The sequence below is a fragment of the Legionella sp. 39-23 genome (assembly GCF_001897665.1).
In the GTDB taxonomy this organism is placed as follows: domain Bacteria; phylum Pseudomonadota; class Gammaproteobacteria; order Legionellales; family Legionellaceae; genus Legionella; species Legionella steelei.
The window spans coordinates 215,073-239,916 of record NZ_MKTO01000009.1 but is presented as its reverse complement, the minus strand read 5'-3'; the positions used below and the strand labels follow the sequence as shown (position 1 = coordinate 239,916).

Sequence of the window (24,844 nt, the reverse complement as noted above, 5' to 3'; positions counted from 1 at the left end):
CTCAAACCCTTAGAAACTCTGGAGATCCTCATAACCTACCAACCGTGAGGATTTTCTATGCACCAATTAAGCACATTACTCGCTCAATCAGCGAAACAGTTTCCAGATAAAATTGCATTAATTATCGAACAACAGAGTTACAGTTATAAGAAATTGTATGAATTAACGCAGCATTTGGCTACTTCATTTTTAGAAAAAGGGATTTCGCAAGGAGACCGCGTTGCGTTTCTTTTGCCCAACAGCATTGAAATCGTTTTATGCTACTACGCCTGTTTTATGATAGGAGCTATAGCCGTTCCTGTTAACATTCAATTTAACAATGAACTGATTCACTATGTACTGGAACAAAGTAATGCCCGTATTTTTATAACTACAGGTAATTACTATAAACAATTCTTAGACGATAAGAAAATATTAAAAGAAATTAATGAATGTTATCTTACCTCAGAATCGGCCAACTATTCCGAAGTTAAGAACTTCCAAGAGTTACTCATACCTAGAGTAGTTTCCACAACGCCCAATGAGACAATTGCATCGAAAGAACCCGCCTTGATCTTTTTTACATCTGGAACCACTGGACTACCTAAGGTAGTTGTCCATAGTCATTATAGTCTCATGCAAGGCACAAAAAATCAGCTACGGCAAATCCAAATAAATCATACCGATCAAACACTTGTGATGTTTCCAATATGTTATTTGATTGGTTTAGGTTCACAAATATTACCTTTTCACGCGGTAGGTGCTACTGTCGTGCTCTTACCTGGTTTTTCTCCAGAACATGCGTTGGCAAAACTACACTCGTATGGAATTACAAAAATCTATGGATTTCCTAAGCTTTATCTTGAGCTTATTAATCATGCTGAATCTTTAGGATATGAAATCAACACACTTGATTTTTGTTTTTCCGCTGGAGATGCAACACCAATTTCGCTGCAGAAAAAATTTAATCTATTGTTTCATACAGAAATTACTGAAGGCTGCGGCATGTCTGAATTACAAATCTATTCTATGAATCCTCCTTATGGAAAAAAGAAAACTGGTTCGATTGGATTTCCTATAGAAGGTATGAAAATGCGCTTAATCGATGAACATGGCGAGCTCATTTTAAATGCACATAAAACGGGAGAAATTATTGTTCATGGAGAGAGCATGTGTTCCGGTTATTGGCAAGACCCTGCTTTAACAGCAAAAACAATCCAAAGCGGTTGGTTACATACAGGCGATTTGGCTTATCGAGATGAAGAGGGATATTACTGGTTCGTAAGTCGAAAGGTAGATATTATTCGTCGCGGCGAAGAGCTCATTTCTCCTATGGAGATAGAAAACATTTTTTATCAGCATTATGCAGTTAAGGAGGCTGCTGCAATTGCATTACCCAATAAAAACACCGTCAATGATGACAAAATTATCGTTTACGTCGTACTTAAAATTAAAGACAAGCAGGTGACCTCGCAAAAATTAATGGATTTTGCAGCGTCACTCCCCATCAGCAAACGTCCATATCAAATCATTATTATAGGCCAGCTCCCTTATGGTTTTACTGGAAAGATTGACCGCAACACATTACGGCAGATGGCACAAAGGCAATTGGGCTAGAAGTGGCGATCTTTGGGCACAAAAATCATCATGTTATACTAAGTAAAATATCTGAGGAGCATGAATGAGCGTTTTTATTCGTATCAACTTCTTTTTAGGGTTTGTGGTCTTGTGTGGTTCAGTATCTGCAACTGAAATACACTGTCCCGAGACCATTCAAACAAATCAGTCGTTACAACAGGAAATAAAAACATGGGATGTATTCCAGGATGATTGGAATAGTACCCATCATTTTGATCGCATCACATTTTATTCAGGACCTCCTAAAGAACATGCAAGCCTAGCCCCTGACAATGAAACATCAAAAGTAAAAAAACTAACTTGGTCATTTGATAAACAAGAAACTTGGATAGCCTGTGAGTATACACATACTAAAATTCAATTGATTCAAAAAATTCCTAATGGAACAAAAAGCTGTACTGTGAGTTATGATAAAGATTTTTCTAAAGTACTTGGCATCAATTGTGTTTAAGTCGATGTTAGCACGGTACTTCAACATACTCACTTGAAACGCATCGCCAATAGGAACATAGGGAGAATTTAATGTTTGAACATCTTTCCAATTACCAACGTGCTAATCCCTCAATCTGGCAGGGTAGAAAAGATACGGTTAATGCAGAACGGTTTTTTCAAAAAATTATTTTTCCTGTGCAACAAACTGAGCTTATCACTAAAGAGAAAAAAACAGTTTTTCTGGGTTTTGCCAGTGATGCCGGAGTACGTCGAAATATGGGAAGGCCGGGTGCAAAATTAGGACCTGATCAAATCAAAACACAATTAGCCAAACTACCTTGTTCTATAGATAAGCAACTTTTTGACCTGGGTACCATTTTTTGTAATGAAGATGAGTTGGAAACAGCCCAAGCTCAATTTGCGAATTTAATTAGTTTTTGTCATCAGCAAGGTCATCAAACTGTTGCCTTGGGAGGCGGACATGAAATTGCTTGGGCACATTATCAAGGTTTGGCACCTCATTATAGCAAATTGGGTATTATTAATTTTGATGCACATTTCGACTTAAGACCACATCAAAAAAATCAACCGGGCACATCAGGGACTCCTTTTTCACAAATTGCAGCATATTGTAAAGAAAACAATCAACCCTTTAATTACTGCTGCCTCGGAATCCAAAAAATGGGAAATACTTCCTCTCTTTTTGAGCGCGCCAATGAGCTTAATGTTAATTATCTAACCGCTGAAGAGTTGTACACAAACAGTTTGGCATGGCATTTAGCTTTTCTCGATGATTTTATGCTGAATTTGGATCACATTTATTTGACTCTTTGCCTAGATGTTTTGGCAGAATCTTTTGCCCCTGGCGTCAGTGCACCACAACCACTAGGGCTAACACCTTGGCAAATTTTACCACTCTTGAAATACATTATTCAAAGTGGCAAAGTAGTTAGTTTTGACGTTGCTGAACTGTCGCCGCCTTTGGATCAAGAGCAAAAAACTGCTAGACTAGCAGCTTTGATTATCGCAGAATTGCTACATACTATTTAAGGAGCCAATTTCATGAAGAACACATTACTATGGAGTACCCTTTTTGCTGTACTTGGTACTCAAGTTCATGCTGAAAATACTCAGCCAGTAACACCACCTCAAACTCCAAGTGCTCTGAAACAAGTTCCTGCTACACCAACACCACCCGGACAAAATATACCATCGGTACATCCAGCCGCAGCAGCACCAGCAGCCCCCATCAACTGTGAATACAAAATCTCACCTGAAACCAAAACAATCGATCAAACATTGGTAATGAAATGGGCTACAAAAGCTGTTACCCAAGCTTTTGACTTTAATCCCAACAACTTAGACACCCAATTGCAAAAATTACAAGCTTGTTTTACTGAGCAAGGCTGGACTGGTTTTAATACTGCATTGCAGAAGTCAGGTAATTTGGAAGCCATTAAATCTCAAAAACTCACTGTGAGCAGTCAAGTAGATGGACAAGTTGTAATCACCGAAGCAAAAGACAATCAATGGAAAATTAATTTACCACTGCAAGTTGTTTATCAAAATGATAAAGAAAAAGTAACACAATTACTCAGTGTTGACTTAACTATAGGCCGTAAGATGACTGGAGATTTAGGAATTACACAAATGATTGCTGCGCCAAGAGGCACGGTCACCCAAGAAAAACCACAAAGTACTAATCCTAATCCAAGTACCGGAGCTGCTGAAAATCCAACCAATGCACCGACGACTACGACCACACCAACAGCGACACCGGCAACAACACCACCAACTACAACTACGTCGCCAACGACAACAACACAGCCAACTTTCCCAGCAAAGCCTGCAGCAACTCCAACTCCAGCAACTCCTGGACAGCCTACTTTGCCTGAAAATCGCTCTACACAACCTTCACTACCAAACAATAATCCTTAATCGCTTGTTGTAACCTGGGTGGCGCGTAAGCAAAACCCGGGTTAAAATAAAAATTAGATTAAAAACGGTAACCGTTCAAGGGGCATACTTGAGTCTTGGAGAACAGTTGGATTTTCACGCAAGATGCGCCAAATACAACTGTTCAGCGAATAAAGCGCGAACGCTTTCACCCTAATTTATTGGGTTCAGTGGGTTTATTGACACCCGATTCATTAGGATATTCCAATACAATCACCTTTGTACCTATATGGAAAAAGTTTTCACTTAACCATTTAGCAGCACTTGGGAAAATACGCACGCAGCCATGGCTTGAGGGATGCTCAGGAACCTCATAGGCGGCATGAATAGTATATCCTTGGTAGAAGTAGGTACAATAAGGCATTTTTGCGCCACCTTTAGTATCTACAGGATATTCTCCTGATTTACAGTCAAACCCTCTTCGATTATAAACTTTAAACGTTCCAGTAACGGTTCTGCATGATTGATTTGAATTTTCTTCACATGCATCAATACCTGCTGACCCACCGCCAGTCAATAAACGGTTCCCTTCCTCATCATAAGCAGCCCATGCAGAAACCTTAGGATCAAAAATAAAGCGCTTCTCGCCTGTTGCTTGAATCTTCTGAGGATAATAATCACGACCACGTTTGTCTTTTGTATAGTGAATTGTTCGATGCACATAGCCTGCATCATCAGTAATTAAAGTAGATGGATCATTCTCAACACAGGATGTTAACCCTCCAACACACAATAACAAACCTGCCCAAAACAACTTATTCATTTAAATTTTATCTCCGCTTAATTAAACGTTTTTATAACTGCTCACGTATTCCTTAACCTTCTATTCCTTTAACTGATTCACTCATGTACTGCAGGATTCAAAAATCCTGCAACATATTCAGTGTACATTGATACCTTATGACTCTAGTTTTCGATATTTAATACGAGATGGCCTATCTGCTGCATCTCCTAAACGACGTTTTCTATCTGCTTCATAGTCGCTGTAATTTCCTTCAATGAAGGTTATTTGTGAGTCGCCTTCAAAAGCCATCAGATGCGTACAAATTCTATCTAAAAACCAGCGATCATGCGAAATCACAATCACACATCCCGGGAAATTGAGAACAGCATCTTCCAAAGCACGTAAAGTTTCTACATCCAAATCATTACTGGGCTCGTCAAGTAACAACACATTCCCGCCACTTTTGAGTAATTTTGCCAGATGGACACGATTACGCTCTCCTCCAGAAAGTTGTCCCATTTTCTTTTGTTGATCGGAGCCTTTAAAATTAAAACGTCCTACATAAGCGCGTGAAGGCATTTGAAAACTACCTACTTGCATGATGTCATGGCCATCGGAAATCTCTTGCCATACTGTCTTATTAGAGTCTAATTCATCACGCATCTGGTCTACGTATGCCAATTGCACAGTTTCACCAACACGAATAACACCATCATCAGGCTCTTCCTGACCAGTAATCATTTTCAAAAATGTAGACTTACCTGCTCCGTTGGGACCAATAATTCCTAAAATACCTCCTTTAGGAAGTTTAAAATCTAAATTATCAATCAGGATTCGATCACCAAATGATTTTTTGATTTTTTCGCCTTCAAGAACCAAGTCACCTAAGCGCTCACCTGGTGGAATGTATATTTCATTCGTCTCATTGCGCTTTTGGAATTCCTTCGAATTCATTTCTTCGAATCGAGCCAGACGTGCCTTATTTTTAGCATGACGCCCTTTAGGTGAAGTGCGTACCCACTCTAGTTCTGCTTTAATCGCACGTTGATGTGCATCTTCTTGTTTCTGCTCCATCTCCAAGCGTTCTTCTTTCTGCTCAAGCCATGAAGTGTAGTTTCCTTTGTAAGGAATTCCTTCGCCACGATCCAGTTCTAATATCCATTCCGCAGCGTTGTCCAAGAAATAGCGATCGTGAGTAATCGCAACTACTGTACCAGGAAAACCTTCAAGATAATGTTCTAACCATGCAACAGATTCTGCATCTAAATGGTTTGTTGGTTCATCAAGCAACAACATATCAGGATTAGAGAGTAGCAAACGGCATAAAGCGACTCGGCGTCGTTCTCCTCCTGATAATTTGCCCACAATTGCATCCCAATCAGGTAAGCGCAATGCATCAGCAGCCACATCCAGTTTCCTGTCAAGATCCCAGCCACCGCCAGCTTCGATAGCGTTTTGTAATTCACCCTGCTCGGCAAGTAACGTATTCATTTCATCATCGCTCATTGGCTCTGCAAAACGCATACTAATTTCGTCAAAGTGCGCGAGTTTTTCTTTCATTTCCTTCACGCCTTCTTCGACAACTTCGCGTACGGTTTTATTGAGATCCAATTGGGGTTCTTGCTCGAGATAACCGATTTTAATTCCTGGTTGTGGTCTTGCTTCCCCTTCATAGTGAGTATCAACACCCGCCATGATACGTAATAAAGTGGACTTACCTGATCCATTCAATCCTAAAACACCGATTTTGGCACCAGGGAAAAAACTCAATGAAATGTCTTTTAAAATAAACCGCTGATTCTCAACAATTTTGCTGACACGATTCATGGTAAAAATATATTGTGACATAACTACTCCGTCTTTTTAAAACTGTTTTTTGTGGCTTGGGTAGAAACAGTCGCACTGTCATTAAATATTCCCCTCACCCCTCCCCTCTCCCATAAATGGGAGGGGATTTTTTACCAATCAAGAATTACTTTGCCTGATTGACCTGATGCCATAATTTGAAATGCATGTTGGTAGTCATCAACTGGAAAACGATGTGTTATTACCGGTGAAATATCTAATCCACTTTGTAACATGGCGATCATTTTATACCATGTTTCAAACATTTCACGACCATAAATACCTTTAATCACTAATCCCTTAAAAATAACCTGATTCCAATCAATCGATGTTTCGTTAGGAGGAATACCTAACATGGCCACATGCCCACCATGATTCATTGCTTTCATCATGTCATTTAAGGCTGTAGGATTTCCGGACATTTCCAGACCTACGTCAAAACCTTCGAGCATCCCTAACTCCGCAGCGACATCGGACAACTTTTCAGACTTAATATTTACGGTACGAATGCCCCCCATTTTGCGAGCCAAATCCAAACGGTAATCATTCACATCGGTGATGACAACATGACGCGCACCTATATGTTTGACTATAGCCGCTGCCATGATACCAATAGGCCCTGCACCAGTAATCAACACATCTTCCCCGACGACATCAAAAGCCAAAGCACAGTGGGTTGCATTCCCAAAAGGGTCAAAAATTGAAGCTTGTTCTTCGGTAATGTTATCAGGAAGCGCTATAACGTTGCTGGCAGGTATCGCTAAATACTCTGCAAAACATCCAGGTCTATTGACACCTACACCCAAAGTATTGCGGCAAAGATGGCGTTTACCAGCACGACAGTTTCGGCAAACCCCACACGTTATATGCCCTTCGCCAGAAACTCGCTGTCCTACATGAAATCCTTGTACTTCCTGCCCTACTGCAACAATTTCACCACAAAACTCGTGGCCTACCGTCATGGGGACAGGGATAGTCGCTTGCGCCCATTCATCCCAAGAATAAATATGAATGTCAGTACCACAAATCGCTGTTTTTTTAATTTTAATTAATACATCATTGACGCCATATTCAGGTATAGCGACCTCTTCCATCCAGATTCCAGGTTCCTTTTTCGCTTTGACTAATGATTTCATAAAAGTACCTCTAAATAAGATCATCTCTGTAACGTTCAGAGATAATGGCTTTGCTTTAAATAACAGAAAATTCCTTACCTACCGTTTCAAATGCCTCAATGGCTTTATCCAAATGGTGCAATTCATGTGCTGCGGACATTTGAGTACGAATTCGAGCTAAACCCTTAGGTACCACAGGGTACGAAAAACCCACTACATAGATACCTAGCTCGAGTAAACGGTTCGCCATACGTCCTGCAAGGCTTGCATCCCCTAACATAACTGGAATAATTGGATGTTCTCCAGGAATTAATTTGAATCCAAGTTTGGTCATACCTTCACGGAAATAACGGCTGTTACGCTTTAATTTTTCTGCCAAATGATTATTTTTCATCAAATTATCGAGAACAACGCAAGAAGTATGTGCGATCACTGGAGCCAAGGTATTTGAGAATAAGTAAGGTCTGGACCGTTGGCGCAACCATTCAACGACAGTCTGATTTGATGCCGTATAACCACCTGAGGCCCCTCCTAGAGCCTTACCTAGAGTGCCTGTAATGATATCAATACGATCACTGACACCAAAATGCTCAGGCGTTCCACGACCAGTTTCTCCCATAAAACCAACAGCATGGGAGTCATCAACCATAACCATAGCATCATATTTATCAGCTAATTCGCAAATTGCTGGAAGATTTGCCAAAATTCCATCCATTGAAAAAACACCATCCGTAGCAATCAAACGAAAACGCGCGTTTTTAGCAGCAATCAATTGCTCTTCTAAAGCCTTCATATCGTTATTTGCATATCGATAACGTGCCGCTTTACAAAGTCGTACCCCATCAATAATACTGGCATGATTTAATGCATCGCTAATAATCGCATCTTCTTCACCCAATAAAGTTTCAAAAAGACCTGTATTCGCATCAAAACATGAAGAATATAATATAGTATCTTCTTTGCTTAAAAATTGACTGATTTTCTGCTCAAGTTGTTTATGAGGTGTTTGTGTACCACAAATAAAGCGTACTGAAGCCATACCATAGCCGTATTCATCGAGTGCTTTTTGCCCTTCCGCAATTAATTGCTGATCATTCGCTAAACCTAAGTAATTGTTAGCACAAAGATTAATGACCTCTTTATGATTTACTGTGACAGCAGCTTGTTGCTGGCTGGAAATAACACGTTCGCCTTTATATAAGCCTTCACTCTTAAGCGTCGCTATTTCAGTTTGCAAATATTCAGTATATTGCTCAAGCACTGTATTCTCCTATAAGTTACAATTGGAACAATATCTCGGCACGCTCTTTAAGTGCGACATCGAAATATGGGCCAATCTATTTTAAAAAACCATTCAACCTAAAAAGTCAGTTGGTCGCTTTAACTGACTCTATGGTCGCAACTGCTTTCTCTAGGTTAAAAATTGCAGATCATAACAAACTTTAAACAGAGTCACCATGAAATTCCGGATTCAAACATTATTTCTTAGCACATGCGCTATTTTTTTGCTAAGATTGTGCCAAAGTTTTAAAAGTGTGTTGACAATTCGCTTCTGCCACCTCGTTTCGCAGCATGTCTGTGGAATTCTAAAATCTCCAAATGTGGATCACCGCGAATAAGTCGCGAAGCAACGGCTTTAGCAAATGAATCGTCAATCTTAACCTAAAACAATCAACACGGTAGAACAAATGAGTTATCAAAGCGCGCGTATTAATATGGTCAAGCAACAACTTCGAACTGGCGATGTTTTAAACGAATCCATACTTAATTTGTATGATACGATATTCAGACATGAATTCGTTCCCGAACAATTTACACATTTTGCTTATTCAGATATGCAAATACCGCTCAATCATGGTCAACGCATGCTGACTCCTTTGGAAGAAGGACAAATTTTGCAAGCGCTTGATTTGCAAGGTCATGAAACCGTTTTGGAAATAGGCACAGGCAGTGGATTTTTTACCGCTTTGTTAAGTAAATTATGTAAAAAAGTAATCAGTGTCGATTATTATGCCGATTTTACAGCTCATGCAGCCCATCAATTAAAAAAACATCATTGTAACAATGTAGAGTTAATAACCGGCGATGCCAGCCAAGGTTGGTTAGAGAGTGCTCCTTACGATGTGGTCATATTCACTGGTGCAATAGAAAAAATAAATGAGACTCAAAGATTACAGATTCTTCCTGGAGGCAAGCTATTTGTTATTGAAGGAAACTCTCCTGTGATGCAAGGTCGACTCTATGAATTGGACCATGGAGAGCATTGGCACAATGAACTCATTTTTGAAACAGATGTCCCACTACTGATCGATAAATCAAAACCCAAAGAATTTGTATTTTAGGAATTAGTTTAATGAAAAAATTGTTGGTCTGCTATCTCATGACTTTGGGTCTGTCTTCGCACGTCTTTGCGGCAACAGACCTTATGGATATCTATCATCAAGCCCTTGAAAATGACCCTATCTTCAAGAATGCATATGATACGTACATGGCCAACACAGAAGCACTTCCCCAAGCACGTGCCGCGTTGCTTCCTCAAGTTGGTCTTACCGCTCAGGCAACTCGAAACGTTTTGCACGTTAACGATGGTCTTTTTACTATTCAAGATAGCTATTACAACTCGAGAACCTGGCAAGTTTCAGCATCGCAAGCTATTTTCAATTACCAAGCCTGGGCAAAAGTGCAACAAGCAAAAGCATCCGTTAAAGCAGCGCAAGCAACATTCAACGATGCAGCCCAGGATTTAATTCTTAGGACAGCCAAGGCCTATTTTGACATATTGTTTGCTCAAGATACTTTAAATTTCGCTGAAGCAAAAAAACGCGCAAACATGCGCCAGTATGAACAAGCCAAACAACGCTTTGAAGTAGGTCTTGATCCAATTACGTCTGTTTATGAAGCAAAAGCTGCATATGATCAATCTGTTGCTACCGTTATTGCATCGCGTAATAACCAAATCAATCAAAGTGAAAATTTAAGAAAGCTGACCAATCATGTTTATGAAGTAATAGCTCCTCTACGTGAAGGCAAAATTCCCTTAATCAAGCCAGAACCTAATATTGTAGATCAATGGATAGATACCGGCCTGAAACAAAATTTCAAGTTACTGTCTGCAAAATTCAATCTTGAAGTCGCACGTCAAAACATGAAAGCACTTTCTGCTGGGAATTGGCCTACTCTTGCGCTTCAGGGCAACTCAACAGAAACAACAAACCAATTAAATAGCTCGAATCCCTTACTCCCGGCCAATCAAAAACTATCGACGGTTGGTGTGGCCTTGAATTTTCCTGCATTCCAAGGAGGATTAGTACGTTCACAAACACGACAAGCCCAACATAATTTTCAGGCTACTAGTGAGCGAATGGAGCAGTCATACAGAGATGTAGTGGTAAATAGCCGCATTGCTTTTAATACAATCACCGATGGAATTAGCAAAGTAAAGGCAGACAGACAAACTGTTATTTCACAACAAAACTCATTAGAAAGTACAGAGGCGCAATTTGAGGTAGGTACTCGCACCATGGTAGACGTGGTCAATGCCCAACAGCGTTTGTTTGAAGCCCAGAATCAATTGGCTAATGACCAATACAGTTTGATTAATGCTGTTTTAACTCTAAAATATTTGGCTGGCACATTGAATGCAAACGATCTCGAGTTAATCAATTCATGGTTAGAAACAACCAGGGTCAACGGATTACCCCAAGCTGCCAAAAAAACCACTACATAACAACTTTTTATTAGGTTTTAATAATGTCCAATCCTTCTCAAGTTGAAAAAAAACTACTGCATTACACCGGTAAGGCCATCGCGGATTTTAATATGATCCAGCGTGGAGACCGTGTTATGGTCTGTTTATCAGGCGGTAAAGACTCTTTTACCCTCTTAACCATTCTGAATCAATTACGTCGACGCTCCGGCAATAAATTTGAACTTTTTTCATTTACCCTGGATCAAGCACAACCAGGATGGAATGATGCCGCACTACGTCAATGGCTTGCGGATCGCTCCATTCCTCATGAAATACTAACTCGTGATACCTATAGTATCGTTAAAGAAAAAATACCCGAGGGTAAAACATATTGTTCTTTATGCTCGCGTCTACGACGCGGCATTATTTATCGGTATGCAGAGGAGCACGGTTTTAATAAAATCGCCCTTGGGCATCATCGTGACGATCTGGTTCGTACTCTGATGATGTCTATCTTATACAATGGTGATATCCGCTCAATGCCACCGAAGTTACTTAGCGATAATAAAAAGCATATAGTCATCCGACCATTATGTTATGTTCAAGAAAAAGATATTATTACCTTTGCTCAAGAACAATCTTATCCTATCATTCCATGCACTCTTTGTGGTTCTCAGGAAAATTTAATGCGCAAAAAAATAACGCATTTAATTAATCAACTTGCTGACGAAAACCCCAAAGTACCAAGTAATATCCTGCATGCGCTGCAAAGTATAAAACCCAGCCAACTGATGGATCAAAGTATGTGGAATTTTAAAAATCTTGAGCATGACTTAGTCACGAATCAGGCAACTGATAGGGACGAAGTGTTCCATGCCGAAGAATTTGACCCCATTGAAGCCTAACCCACCGTTCTATGTTATAGGTGAAAAGTTGCATTCGTGCGTAAATTGAGAATTATTTTTACTCAAAATGCCCAATGTGACTTTTCGCGCTGAGTTTAATTTCTCTACCTTGAAATTAGAATCTAGCTCCCCTCATCTTTATAATGAATAACGCCCTAAGTCATTTTTAAATACCAAAAAACGCACACAATGAATTGAATTTCATCAATTAGAGTGACGAAAGCACAGCATCTTAACTAAACCGTAACATTTTTATAACATTTTGTTACAGTGGTGTTTTAATAAACAGCACTTTAGTCTAAAATTAGGGGTAATTTCGCTTAACACTTTTATTTACTTTGTTAATATAGGAACAACTCCATGTTTACAAATGCACCAGTTGACTCACGTAAGTTTCGAATTTATACCAAACGCTATCTTAAGTTTGATTTTGTTGCAGCCATAGTTGTATTTCTTGTAGCCATCCCATTATGTCTCGGGATCGCCTTAGCTTCAGGCGCCCCTCTTTTTTCTGGGATTTTAAGTGGGGTTATTGGCGGCGTTGTTGTTGGGTTTTTAAGTGGCTCTCACGTCAGTGTCAGCGGACCTGCGGCAGGTATGGCAGCTGTAGTTGTTGCGGCGATTACCCATCTTGGAGATTTCAACACCTTTTTAGTTGCACTGTTACTTGCGGGGCTTCTGCAGGTGATAATAGGAAGCCTAAGAGCCGGCTTTGTCGCAGACTATGTCCCATCAAATGTAGTGCAAGGTCTGCTCTGTGCAATCGGTATTTTGTTAATAATCAAACAATTACCATTAGCATTCACACTGTCTGCAGATTTTAACGAGCTAAAAACGCATTTATTAGAGACGACTGAAGAAATCACTCTAAGCCCTATTCTTGCTTTGTACCATCACCTCAATACAGGTGCCATACTGATTACGGTACTGTCAGTATCGACTTTAATTTATTTTGATTTAACGAAAAATAAAATATTAAAAGAAATTCCTGCACCAATTATCGTCGTGATTTTGGGTGTACTGCTTAATGAGTTTTTTTTATGGACCGATTCAAGCCTGGTTCAGAATTCCCCCCAACTTGTTAATATTCCGCAAACAGATGATATTCATGAGCTATTAAGCAAACTGGAATACCCAAATTGGTCCGCGCTGTCGAACCCCAAAGTTTATTTATATGCGTTTATCATCGGGATTGTTGCCTCCCTTGAAACCTTATTAAACTTCAAAGCAGGGGAAAGACTGGACAAAAAACGCCGACATCCGTCATCAAACCGAGAGTTATTGGCGCAAGGAGTTGGCAACATGACAGCAGGTTTAATTGGTGGAATTCCCATTACTTCAGTAATCGTAAGAACATCCATTAATATTCAGGCAGGATCGGCAAGTAAATTATCTACTATTTTACATGGAGTTTTTATTTTCTTTGCAGTCATGTTAATTCCGGGCACTTTGAATAAAATACCCTTATCATCACTCGCTGCTATTCTGATCTATACTGGTTATAAGCTTAATAAACCTTCCATTTATCGTACCATTTATGCTCAAGGCAGCGATCGTTTTATTCCATTCATCTCCACCGTAATTGGAATTATTGTCTTTAACTTATTGACTGGTATTTTAATTGGATTAGCCGTCAGTTTGTTCTATATTTTAAAATCGAACAGTCAGGCGCGAATTAATATTCTGAAGGAAATTCATCCAACTGGTGAGGTTAATCGTCTGATACTTCCCCAACAAATGACTTTTCTTAATAAAGCCGCACTAATTGCTGAGCTTGATTCCATACCCAAAGAATCACACCTAATTATTGATGCACGTTATACTCAATATATTGATAAAGAAATTTCAGAGTTTTTAAAAGAATTTAAAGAAGAACAAGCCCCCAATAAAAAAATCGCCATAAATTTTATTGGTTTCAAAGAACATTACAAGATTCATAATTATATTGAATTTATCAACGTTACTACATACGATGTGCAATCTAATCTGTCACCGGCACAAGTATTAAATATTTTATATGAAGGAAATCAACGTTTCCTAAATGACAACTTAATTCATCGTTCTAACCAACAAGACATAAAACTTACAGCCAAAGGACAACATCCCATTGCCATAGTTCTTGGCTGTATTGATTCACGCGTACCTGTTGAAACCATTTTCGACGTAAGTTTTGGTGATGTTTTTTGCGTTCGTGTTGCGGGGAATGTTGTGAACAATGATGTTTTGGCTAGTGTTGAATATGCGTGCCATGTCGTTGGCGTCAAGCTAATTATCATTCTTGGTCACACCCGTTGTGGTGCCATTTTATCTGCATGTGACGGAGTTGAAACAGGACATATTACAGAATTGTTAGACAAAATAAAGCCAGCAATCAATGCTGAGAACGAAACGGAAACGAACCGTCACAGTAAAAATACTACCTTCGTGAACAATGTCACTGACTTGAATGTTGCCAATACCATGCAAAAAATTTATGAACGTAGTCCTATTCTGCATCAAATGATAGAGAAAAATGACATTGCTATGGTTGGTGCCGTTTATAATGTACAAACAGGCAAAGTGCATTTTAATAATTACGCACATGAATTAAGTCAACTTGAAGGGGAAAATAATGCGCATTTAGCTTCTAAATTAAATGCACTATTAGAAGAATCCAAAATTAAAATATAACATCCTACCAGACATAACCTGGTTGCTTGCAACCAGGATTTTCTACCGTTTCTAAACTCAAATTATTTCATCTGTTTTTGAACAAAAACTTCTGTATAATGCTTTCCAATCAAGAACAATACTACTTCAGGAGTTGAAATGCGTGCATCTCAATGGTTTTTAGTAACTCTTAAAGAAACTCCAAGTGATGCGGAGATCGTTTCTCATAAATTAATGCTAAGAGCAGGAATGATCCGTAAACTGGGCTCAGGCCTTTATACCTGGATGCCTCTGGGTTTAAAAGTATTACGTAAAGTAGAGCAAATCGTCCGCGAAGAAATGAATCGCATTCATGCGATGGAAGTGCTCATGCCCGCAGTACAACCTGCTGAGCTATGGCAAGAAACGGGACGCTGGGATACCTTTGGTGGACTGCTTCTCACTATGAAAGACTCTAATGATAGAGAATATTGCTTTGGGCCTACTCATGAAGAAGTCATCACTGACATTATGCGTAATGAATTGCAATCCTATAAGCAACTTCCTGCAAGTTTTTATCAAATTCAGACTAAATTTCGTGACGAAATAAGACCTCGTTTTGGTGTCATGCGCGCACGTGAATTTATTATGAAAGATGCTTATTCCTTTCATTTAAACTTAGAAAGTCTGCAAATGACCTATAAAGACATGTATCAGGCCTATTGCCGAATCTTCGATCGCCTAGGGCTTAAATATCGTGCAGTTGAAGCAGATACAGGCGCTATTGGCGGCTCTGCATCACATGAGTTTCAAGTATTGGCTGACTCCGGCGAAGATTTAATTTTCTACAGTGATAAAGGGGAATATGCAGCAAATATTGAACAAGCGACCAGCTTAAGACCTGAAAAAGCAACGCCGACCCAACAAAAAATGATGCTGGTAGATACGCCAAATCAAAAAACCATAGCTGAAGTAGCAAAATTTATGGGTGTAGCAAGCAATCAAACCGTCAAAACTTTGATTGTAAAAGGAAGAGAACAGCCCATGGTTGCTTTGGTTTTAAGAGGTGATGATGAACTGAATGAAGTCAAAGCAACAAAACATCCTTTAGTCCATTCTCCCTTACAATTTATAGATGAGGAAACAGTCTTAAAAAGCTTGAATGTACCGACTGGATCATTAGGACCAATCCATTTATCGATTCCTGTAATCGCAGATTATCATGCACTGGCTATGGATTCTTTTATCTGTGGTGCCAATCAAGCCGATAAGCATTATCAACATGCTGCTTGGGATAAGGACATTAGTGATTACCTTGCCTATGACTTACGTAACGTTAAAGAAGGTGATATTAGTCCAGATGGTCAAGGAACTCTGCGCTCCTGCCGCGGTATTGAAGTGGGCCATGTTTTTCAGTTAGGTGATAAGTATGCCAAAGCCATGAATGCCGCGGTAATTAATGAGCAAGGCCAACTAGAAACCATGATGATGGGCTGTTACGGTTTAGGGATAACACGCGTAGTTGCTGCTGCTATTGAACAACATCATGATGAGCAAGGGATCATCTGGCCGCAAAACATCGCTCCATTCCAAATCGTCATCATTCCTTTAAATGGACACCGCTCACAAACAGTCACAACGCAAGCGAATGCTTTATATGAACGTTTAAATGAGTTGGGAGTTGATGTCTTAATTGATGATCGTAATGAGCGCGCAGGCGTATTGTTTGCAGATCATGATTTAATTGGCATCCCACACCGAATCATCGTCAGTGAGCGAAATATGGAGCAAAATTGCGTAGAGTATAAAAATCGTGCTACTGGAGAAATGCAGCAATTAAACTTAGATTACGCAATTGATACTCTGGTTCAAATGGTTTCAAAATAAATATCTAGCTCATCATCCCGAGCGCAACAAGGGTCTCCACTGTAGCACTGTGTTACGATAGAGATCTCTGGTTGTACTCGGGATGACGACAAAAAAAACCAAATTACGCTTCGCCAATCTGGGCGACACAATGATTACACCCCATCGCCTGTATCTCCCCCCTGACAAGAAAAAACAAAAACAGGAAGTGTAATTAAAGAATTAAATCAAGCAAAAAAAATCGAGAGATGCGATATTAGCGAGATAAATATCCGCTTTTTTATAAATCAGGATGATGTATATCAATACTTGTCTCAATTCATTTTTCATGTAGAATCGACCAACTTTAGACCCTCCTCATAATGAATCAATTATAAAAATAAAGATAACTTGGAGAACAAATATGCTGCATAAGGAAAAAGCTGCCTCTGGATTTAAAAACGACCAAAATGGGAAAGTATTGGGTATTTTTAAACCTATAAAACCTGTTTTTCTTTCGATGACTTCGTTACACGAACCTCCTAAAATTATAATAGAAACGCCTAAATGGATTGCCAGGAATACCAGCGAACTGATTGATTTACTTAATGATTCTGATTGTTCCAGATGTAATCTGACTACTGATTTCAAAAATGTAAAAATGGTAAAGTTTTTATTAACAATACAAAATGAACTGGTTTTTGGTCCATGCGGAAATTCACATCCAGAGAATAATATCCCTGCTTATCCACATTTAGCAGCAGAAGAAGATTTTTATAATGCTCAATGTATCACTGCTGGAAATGCCTATTTCACAGACAGTAATGAGTTAATTGCTCTAGGTAGCCATTGCATGGAGTTTCCTACATCCTTTCATTCATTGCAGTTTGCACTCCCTCACTTTTTATGCCTTGAGCTTCCCATATCTGACTCATTTAGGCTCTGTGAAACGAATCTTAGTGGTGTTTTTTTAAGGTGGCATTTCATTGAACGCAGCACTCTAGAGAAATATGCTCGAGAAAACCTATGTCATAAGGAAGATATAAACTCATTCTCGTCCTTAGAAAAAAAAGAGGTAGAAGAACAAAAAAAATTCACTGCAAATGATATTCTTTTTTTTGCAAGCAAACAAACTCCGCAAAAATCGGAACAACCACATGAACCAATCAATTCACCGGAAAAGCAATCCTCGCTTGTTTTATAAAGTTTAAAATAAGTATTTAGTTCAAAATCAAATTTCTCCAATAGCCTTCGATCATGTGCACGGTCGAAGGCTATTCATCCCCAGGATTCCCTAAAGTATTCAAATAAGTCAGAATTTCATTGTTTCTTAATGCTTCTACTCCGATTGCACTGATTTGATTAAATCCCACGTCTAAAGTATACAGAGTCGTAGTTTCAGCTAAAGCTAAGGCGCCATCATCGCCAATATTATTATGACTCAAACTCAAATTGTGCAGCTGTAGCACGCTTGCTAAAGTTTTTGCTCCCTCGTCACCAATATGATTATTATTGGCATATAAGTTATTCAGAGAACTCATTTTCGTCAAAGCAATAATGCCTTCATCACCAATTAAATTATTGTCGATATTCAACATGGTGAGATGATTCAATGCAGATAAAGCATGAGCACCCTCCACACCCACACCACAGCCAACAATTGACAGCCACTCCAGAACGCTCGCTTGCGCTAAAAAAGCAGCCCCTTCATTTTGCAAAGGGTTTTTATCAAGATTGAGATAAAACAAATTAGGTTTTCTTGCTATGATTTTGACGCCATCCTTATCAATATTATTGTTCTCCAAATCAATAAAATTGATGGATTGATTTCTATCAAGAAACTCCAGCCCATCATTTCCTAATCGATTATTGCCTAGATATAAACTTTTCAATGTTTCATTTGCATACAATGCCTTCGCACCGGCCACACCAATTTGACTTTTTCTTAGCGAAAGATGCGTTAACGTCTTATTTTTTGCTAGTGCTTTTGCGCCTGAAGTACCTATAGGGTTGCCATCAAGAGAAAGAAAAATCAGGGTACTATTTTTGGCCAAAGCCTCAGCCCCATAGGGACCAACATGATTCTCTCCTAAAAGAAGATAAACCAAAGAAGTATTTTTAGCTAAGGCTTCAGCTCCTAGTGAACCAATGCGATTTCCAGTAAGGAACAAATAACGAATATGGGTATTCGTAGCAATCAATTCTGTACCTTGATAACCGATCTGATTGTCAGAGATGCTCAAGCGGGTAATTTCTGGATGTGCATTGAGAAAGGAAAGGATTTGCGGTACATCACGATCATGTATGTGGCATTGATCCAAAAATAAACCACCATCAGCGACACGTGATGCAATGGTATCGACACATTCATTATTTTGTAGCTCAGGATTTTTAATGTATTCCTTTGCAAATAAAGGGGAAATTATTATGCTCAATATAAGCGAAAGACTAAAGACCACTTTTCTCATCATGCACAATCCTTTTGTTTTAAATCTGCAGGTCCCGCGATCAGAAATAACAAATTGGGGCTATGGGGATTTGTATCATGAAGGTCAATAAAAACCAACACGAAAAACTGGTCGGATATTCTTTTCTCACGACCAGATAAAAAAATATTAGGGTGAATCACGCTAATTGGAGTGTGCGCGTCTCGGGATCACTGGTAATTCTAAAATGCTCAAAATCACGAATGAAATTTGCAACATGATACGCTAATGAAAAATGAGTATGCTCCCCAAAAATATCATGATAAACCATTTCTGAAGTTTCCTCTAAATCAGCACAAGAAGTTTTTAGTAGCGCGTCAGCATATTTTTTATTTATTTCTCCCCATTTATTCAAGATTACCTGTGCTTGAGAAAGCTTAATGTCCTCTGTAAAAACACTTAACTTATTGTAATGAAATAAATTACCTATAAGATAAAGTACAAACACACGTGTTTCCATGTATTGGCTTGGCAGAGCATTCAACACTGAGGGGATTAGGAGTTTAATAGGCAAGAATTTGCTATCTAAGTTCTGAACAACAAAAAACAAGTTCCAGCTATTATATAAATACATCCATTCCTTACTAACATAAAATTGGCTCACTCGCTTACGTGATTGATTCACTGTTAAATCAGGAAGCAAGCTGTATCGGCCACTTGCAGTGATTGAACTGTCATCAGGCAAGACCAGATTTTGAAAGATATAAGCATGCAGAGGTCGAAGATGCTCTAACATCCGGATAAGAGCAGCACCAGCATAAGCATTATCACCAGGCGCCCCACTCTCCTTTTGCTGTTCTTCCCATGTTGCCTCTAAGATATTTAAACTCACATTTTTAACTGAATCATCAGACATTTCACCTAATGGAGGAGGACAAATTTGTGCATTCCAAAGTGCTAGTCCATATTTCTTAATAAACTCTTTTGACTTTGCCTCAATTTCTGCCTTATCCAGTTGCTCACTGCCTAATGAGCGCAGAAATGCACCCGCAGCAATGACAGGATCAACAGAAATTAACTTTAAATTTTTAAAAAGAGAAAAATTGTTACTATTAGAACCAAAAAAGAAATTGAAAAGAGGATTTCCTGGATAAGCCGTATTTCTTTGTTTTTTTGTGAAGCAATAAACATCCTCATTAAATGTGAAACTGTTTACCATCGTCACTGCGAACGCTTCGAATAAACATAATAAATTCAGTTGGATTTGCAACTGTTTTGACATAGCCTGCAACTCTTCATCTGAAATTAACTGGTTTCTTTCTATAAAAGCAAGTAAATCACAGAAGAGCGTGTTGCTGAGCAAACCTTTTTGCATGGCGTTGATAAGCCCATCCAAATCAATTGGTTCTTTTGTAAATTTAGCCAAAAATTCTTTGAAGTCTACATCACGAATTTCAGCGGAACCTAACCTTAAATCTGCTACAATTTTTTTAGCAATGGATGGATCAGATTGTTTCTGAAGATACTTAATAACACGGCTTAAAAATTGTTTCGCTAACAGTTTGCGTGACATAAAAACCTCCCCCTATAATTTAATTGGAGCAAATCTATGACAGCTAGCCCCTAAACTTTATCTATGTTTTTTACTCTTTTGCAGTTGTCGCCATAGATTGGAGTTGTATTATAAACTCTTCTTCAATTTTATAGTGAAGGCAATTATTTTTTAACTTTTCAATATAACCCAACTCTTCTAATCGATTTAAGGCGGGAAGAATCTCGGTGGACAATTCATATCGAAATCGAGGAACAAACGAATTCAAGATTGCCTCTTTATCGACTACAAAAAACTCCCTTACATCTTTATGGCTAGGGTTATTAATGTCATTTTTAATAATACTCATAAAATGAGGGAAATCATGAAAAAGCCGGTCTAAATCTAATATTTTTTTATTCTTTATGCGTGCAACATTTTTCCTATTATTCATGAATTTTTGTATTTGCAACCCACTTAGAGCAGTAGTAAGACCGCCAGCTAAAAAACCAAATAAAAATGAGATGTCCATGGATGTTTATTCTAAATTAAAATGATTATTGAACAGCTGATCGTATGAGCGATCATAAATTGGTTAATTATATATCAAAATAAAAATAAACGTAATAATGACTTTTTGATTACCCTAGCGATGTAATCTACCCTAAAAACTCTATAAATTTCTTACTATCAGGTCTATGTAGAGGCATCAAGCGCATCTTATACCAGATGAACTTGACGTGAACACGAGTAATTCTCTTGTTTTTTGGCTGATCCACATGAAATATTTTGCTAATATATACAAATAAATCATTTTTTATACACAAATGGTTTTGTTCATTTGGAGAAAATCAATGACTAAAAAGACACCCAAAAATTTTGGAAAGTCGATTGACTGGAGCGTAACTTCAGACAAAAAACAAATAAATTCGCTGAATAAAAACACCCGGACAATTGCCGAGCAATTGGACAAAAATCCATTCCCGGATAAAGATCAATTAAATCCAAAGAAAAAACAATAACATACACTTTAATTGATCAACAAAAAATAAAACTTGCGTATTTTTTATAAAAACTTATCATAACTAATACGCTTTTTATTGAAAAAGGATTTTATAAATGATGTTATTTAGAAGATTTGTTACCTCCTCTGCCCCTAAAGCAATTAAGCCTACTCCTGCTACCAACCGTTTTTTCAAAGATATAAATTGGACAAGAGTCAAAGAAAATGAGGCAAAATCAGAATTAAGCAAATCGGTTCAAACTATTGTGAAAGAGCTTGAGAATACTTCGTCAACAGATGCTTCAGGGCCTGCGAGAAAATTTAAATAATTTTGATGCAAAAAGAGCAGAATTCTTGCCAGTAATCCTGCTCTTATTGTCATGATAAGTTCAGCCGATTTTGCAATACCAAACTATCTAATGCCTCAAAATGCTCGGGAGCAGCAGATTTTAATTCCTCAAAATCAGCTTCAGCTTGAACATCAAGCACACCGTCTTGAACCGTGGCGACGATATTTTCCTCAAGATTATTAATTGAAGTTGACGTAATTCCTTGTCGCACAAATGCAATTTTAGCCGATCCAAATTTACTTGGATCAATGACTCTTGCCATACTCGTGGCAATCGAAATATCTGCCCCCTTAAAAAGCTCCTCTTCAGATGTCGCATTGCTATTGAGTTGGCTTTGATTAATGAAGTCTACATATTGCAAAAGATTGACAACATAAATTGTATTGGTTTCACAATCTACTACTACCGCTGGCTTATTATCTTCTGGCTGCCCTGACTCTTGCTCTTTCCCTTTACTGAATTTTTTCTCAATCGCCAACTCATTATTTACCACACTAATAATTACCTTTTTAGATTGATTTTCTTGAATAACTGATGGAAACCGTTCACTCACACTACGATAAGAATCCAATACATACTTAGGGGGAGTAATAAAATCATTATTAGAAATACCCCTTTGGATTACCCCATCAACCGCTTTCTCAGGTTTTCTTGTCGAGACAGTTATTAGATAAGTCCCATCCTTTTCTAAACCGATATCCAGCCATTTAGGCCATATATTACACATCTCTTTGAATACATTAGGAACGCGCTTATGTTGATCCATTCGACGTGTCAGAAAATCACCGCTCATATTGTAAGTCACTACTGCTTCTGCATGCGTCAATGTACCAATGTGTTTTTTATGAGCTCCCTTCACACATTCATCCTCATAAAAAATTGTTCTTTTTCTATCAACGGTAAGAAGCGCAAGCTCATCTAATGCATATCCTGTTTGCTGTTGCAATTGCAACGCAAAACTCTCTGTTGTAATAGATTTACCACTGCCAGGTCCCCCTGCCATCAATACAGTGAAACGGTCAGGATAACTTTTAGGGGCTTTTTCTTGAACACCAACAAACGTATTCGCATCCATTGCTGAAACTAATGGTAATGCTTCATATTGAGACTGTTTAAGAAGTCTCTCGATTATACGCTCTGTAAGAGTATACATTCGCTCATCGACTTCACTTCTAAGTAATTTATCTGCTATGTGCGTCATCGCTAACTCGCTTAACATAGAATCAGATCCATCTATTATTCCCTTTTCTTTTCGTTTTAAAAGCTCTGCTTTAAATCTCTTAAAATGCTTATGGACTTGATGATGCTCCTGTTTACTTGGATCCTTAAAAGCATCATATACCCAACTCAAATATTTCTGTCGTTGAGATAACATGCATATTTCTGGAAGCACTGGCAAAACATGCTGTGTGTGAAAACTACGGACGAATGCCCCAAAATCATTATTTTGAGGAGGAGTTTTTAACAATAAAGGAATTAAAGCGCCAGTGATTTGTAAGGAGCGACGAAACGTTTCAAACAACATTAAATCACCAACAGATTCACCATGTTGACCTTTGTAACGCCCAAAACCTTTTACCTTCAATGACAATTCATCTGTTCTTTGCACTGAATTTTTTAATGCAGTAAATTCGACAGAAGCATCTCGAAACACCTCTGGAAATGATTCTTTCCCGGACTCAAGAACTGACTCAATATCACAAGAACCTTCATTGTACTTGCCCCAATTGTGTTGAGAATAGAAACGCACAATATGTGTATTGCCACCTAGAGCAATATGTCTATTAGCTACCCGAGAAGAAGTTCTTGAATACATAAGCGTTCTAGCCAACATCGTTTCATCTCCTAACTTAACATACATAACTTGGGCTAATTTTACATAAAACATCTTAACTAAATATTAAGCATGCAGATTATTTTTAAATCATAACCTTTATTGATTCGGCTCCGGTTTTGTTGTTAAAGCCACACAATGTCACAAACATTAGCCAATATGATCATTTTATAAGGCAATTGTTGCTTTATTAACGAGAAATTCGATGTAAGAGTAATATCTTGTGTAGACTGCCAAGGTCTTTTTTATACAATTTAATGAATTTAAAATTATGAATTTTTTTAAGAACAACGAAACCAAATCGGCCGCATGAGAATAATCAACTTTTAAACGCCGGGGTAATACGTTTTTAATTTGTAGCATAGCGGCGAGTTTCATGCTTGATTTTTCAACTAAGCGTTACTAAACTACCCCGGTCTGCTCTGGACCGTATCACGGCCAAAATTCCAGAACAATTGCATCCCTATAACTCATAAAAGAGGATCATATGCTAAAAAAGTTTTTTATTTTTTCAATTATGGTTCTAGCGAGCATGCTAAGCGCCTGTGGTCCTATTTATAATACCGAATACAATTTTGTTCCGCCTAAATCAGATGTTGCAAAAATGTGTACTGCCCAGTGTATTCAAGGCAGAAATGATTGCGAACAAAGTTGTAGGGTAGACAATGACCATTGTCGTATGAGAGCCCAACAAAATGCTTTATTTGAATACAAACAATATAAAGAAGAGCGAAGAAGAATGGGTTTACCTATCGATAAATCAGTAACTGATTTTGATCGAAGCAGTAGCTGCAACCATTCTTGTCGATGTGAGTCGACCTATAGAGCATGTTATTCTGCCTGTGGCGGTGAAGTCATAGAACATAAAGTATGTGTCGCTTTTTGTGATAAACGCCAATAATAATGTGACATCAAAGCCATAGGGTCTGTTTATATTGAGCAAGT

The 24,844-nt window shown here is 38.4% G+C and carries 21 protein-coding genes; 13 read left to right on the top strand and 8 right to left on the bottom strand.

From position 1 onward, the window contains the following. The first annotated feature begins 57 nt into the window (after positions 1-57). The 4 genes from BGO44_RS05475 (at position 58) to BGO44_RS05460 (ending at position 3,987) form a co-directional block, all read left to right on the top strand. A complete protein-coding gene (locus BGO44_RS05475; protein ID WP_273198630.1) occupies positions 58-1,596 on the top strand; it encodes a class I adenylate-forming enzyme family protein in 1,539 nt (512 codons plus the stop codon). Between the two features lie 64 nt (positions 1,597-1,660). Next, entirely contained in the window at positions 1,661-2,068 is a 408-nt protein-coding gene (locus BGO44_RS05470) for an STY0301 family protein (protein WP_273198631.1), read from the top strand. A gap of 71 nt (positions 2,069-2,139) precedes the next feature. Then, a complete protein-coding gene (gene hutG, locus BGO44_RS05465; RefSeq protein WP_273198632.1) occupies positions 2,140-3,099 on the top strand; it encodes a formimidoylglutamase in 960 nt (319 codons plus the stop codon). 12 nt (positions 3,100-3,111) lie between these two features. Further along, the gene (locus tag BGO44_RS05460; protein ID WP_058512122.1) at positions 3,112-3,987 is read left to right on the top strand and encodes a DotI/IcmL family type IV secretion protein; all 876 of its coding nucleotides are present in this window, start codon (positions 3,112-3,114) and stop codon (positions 3,985-3,987) included. 166 nt (positions 3,988-4,153) lie between these two features. Here BGO44_RS05460 and BGO44_RS05455 read toward each other — a convergent pair whose 3' ends face one another. The 4 genes from BGO44_RS05455 to BGO44_RS05440 all read right to left on the bottom strand — a co-directional run bounded on the left by BGO44_RS05455 (position 4,154) and on the right by BGO44_RS05440 (position 8,950). Then, on the bottom strand, positions 4,154-4,768 hold the full coding sequence (locus BGO44_RS05455) for a L,D-transpeptidase (RefSeq protein ID WP_058512121.1): 615 nt from the start codon (positions 4,766-4,768) through the stop codon (positions 4,154-4,156). 135 nt (positions 4,769-4,903) lie between these two features. Next, a complete protein-coding gene (gene ettA / locus BGO44_RS05450; RefSeq protein ID WP_058512120.1) occupies positions 4,904-6,577 on the bottom strand; it encodes an energy-dependent translational throttle protein EttA in 1,674 nt (557 codons plus the stop codon). 110 nt (positions 6,578-6,687) lie between these two features. Further along, positions 6,688-7,710 carry an L-threonine 3-dehydrogenase gene (gene tdh / locus BGO44_RS05445; RefSeq protein WP_058512119.1) on the bottom strand — a complete coding sequence of 341 codons (1,023 nt, stop codon included), beginning with the start codon at positions 7,708-7,710 and terminating at the stop codon, positions 6,688-6,690. Positions 7,711-7,765: 55 nt separating this feature from the next. After that, on the bottom strand, positions 7,766-8,950 hold the full coding sequence (locus BGO44_RS05440) for a glycine C-acetyltransferase (protein WP_273198633.1): 1,185 nt from the start codon (positions 8,948-8,950) through the stop codon (positions 7,766-7,768). A gap of 427 nt (positions 8,951-9,377) precedes the next feature. Here BGO44_RS05440 and BGO44_RS05435 point away from each other — a divergent pair, with 427 nt between their 5' ends. The 6 genes from BGO44_RS05435 to BGO44_RS05410 all read left to right on the top strand — a co-directional run bounded on the left by BGO44_RS05435 (position 9,378) and on the right by BGO44_RS05410 (position 17,959). After that, complete coding sequence (locus tag BGO44_RS05435) at positions 9,378-10,031, top strand: protein-L-isoaspartate O-methyltransferase family protein (RefSeq protein WP_058512117.1); 654 nt, start codon at positions 9,378-9,380, stop codon at positions 10,029-10,031. An 11-nt stretch (positions 10,032-10,042) separates the two neighbouring features. Further along, a complete protein-coding gene (locus tag BGO44_RS05430; RefSeq protein ID WP_058512116.1) occupies positions 10,043-11,416 on the top strand; it encodes a TolC family outer membrane protein in 1,374 nt (457 codons plus the stop codon). Positions 11,417-11,439: 23 nt separating this feature from the next. Further along, positions 11,440-12,282, top strand: a complete 843-nt coding sequence (gene ttcA / locus BGO44_RS05425; RefSeq protein WP_273198634.1) for a tRNA 2-thiocytidine(32) synthetase TtcA — start codon at positions 11,440-11,442, stop codon at positions 12,280-12,282. 360 nt (positions 12,283-12,642) lie between these two features. Continuing rightward, positions 12,643-14,952, top strand: coding sequence for a bifunctional SulP family inorganic anion transporter/carbonic anhydrase (locus tag BGO44_RS05420; protein WP_273198635.1), 2,310 nt, complete (start codon positions 12,643-12,645; stop codon positions 14,950-14,952). Positions 14,953-15,090: 138 nt separating this feature from the next. Further along, a complete protein-coding gene (locus BGO44_RS05415; protein ID WP_058512113.1) occupies positions 15,091-16,797 on the top strand; it encodes a proline--tRNA ligase in 1,707 nt (568 codons plus the stop codon). Between the two features lie 382 nt (positions 16,798-17,179). Beyond that, positions 17,180-17,959, top strand: a complete 780-nt coding sequence (locus BGO44_RS05410; protein ID WP_273198636.1) for a hypothetical protein — start codon at positions 17,180-17,182, stop codon at positions 17,957-17,959. 70 nt (positions 17,960-18,029) lie between these two features. On the opposite strand, the gene BGO44_RS05405 is transcribed toward BGO44_RS05410, so the two are convergent. The 3 genes from BGO44_RS05405 to BGO44_RS05395 form a co-directional block, all read right to left on the bottom strand. Next, positions 18,030-19,226 (bottom strand): leucine-rich repeat domain-containing protein, encoded by a 1,197-nt coding sequence (locus BGO44_RS05405; protein ID WP_273198637.1) that lies wholly within the window; start codon positions 19,224-19,226, stop codon positions 18,030-18,032. A 154-nt stretch (positions 19,227-19,380) separates the two neighbouring features. Further along, entirely contained in the window at positions 19,381-20,754 is a 1,374-nt protein-coding gene (locus tag BGO44_RS05400) for a hypothetical protein (RefSeq protein WP_273198639.1), read from the bottom strand. A 70-nt stretch (positions 20,755-20,824) separates the two neighbouring features. Further along, the gene (locus BGO44_RS05395; protein ID WP_058512109.1) at positions 20,825-21,244 is read right to left on the bottom strand and encodes a hypothetical protein; all 420 of its coding nucleotides are present in this window, start codon (positions 21,242-21,244) and stop codon (positions 20,825-20,827) included. A gap of 322 nt (positions 21,245-21,566) precedes the next feature. Here BGO44_RS05395 and BGO44_RS05390 point away from each other — a divergent pair, with 322 nt between their 5' ends. Together BGO44_RS05390 and BGO44_RS05385 are read left to right on the top strand one after the other, a co-directional pair. Then, a complete protein-coding gene (locus BGO44_RS05390) occupies positions 21,567-21,734 on the top strand; it encodes a hypothetical protein (protein WP_193393439.1) in 168 nt (55 codons plus the stop codon). Between the two features lie 97 nt (positions 21,735-21,831). Beyond that, the gene (locus tag BGO44_RS05385) at positions 21,832-22,044 is read left to right on the top strand and encodes a hypothetical protein (protein WP_058512108.1); all 213 of its coding nucleotides are present in this window, start codon (positions 21,832-21,834) and stop codon (positions 22,042-22,044) included. Positions 22,045-22,093: 49 nt separating this feature from the next. Here BGO44_RS05385 and BGO44_RS05380 read toward each other — a convergent pair whose 3' ends face one another. Beyond that, complete coding sequence (locus BGO44_RS05380; protein ID WP_273198641.1) at positions 22,094-23,899, bottom strand: hypothetical protein; 1,806 nt, start codon at positions 23,897-23,899, stop codon at positions 22,094-22,096. 487 nt (positions 23,900-24,386) lie between these two features. Between BGO44_RS05380 and BGO44_RS05375 the strand changes: the two genes are divergently transcribed. Then, complete coding sequence (locus tag BGO44_RS05375; RefSeq protein WP_058512107.1) at positions 24,387-24,800, top strand: Aq_678 family protein; 414 nt, start codon at positions 24,387-24,389, stop codon at positions 24,798-24,800. The last annotated feature ends 44 nt before the right edge of the window (positions 24,801-24,844 follow it).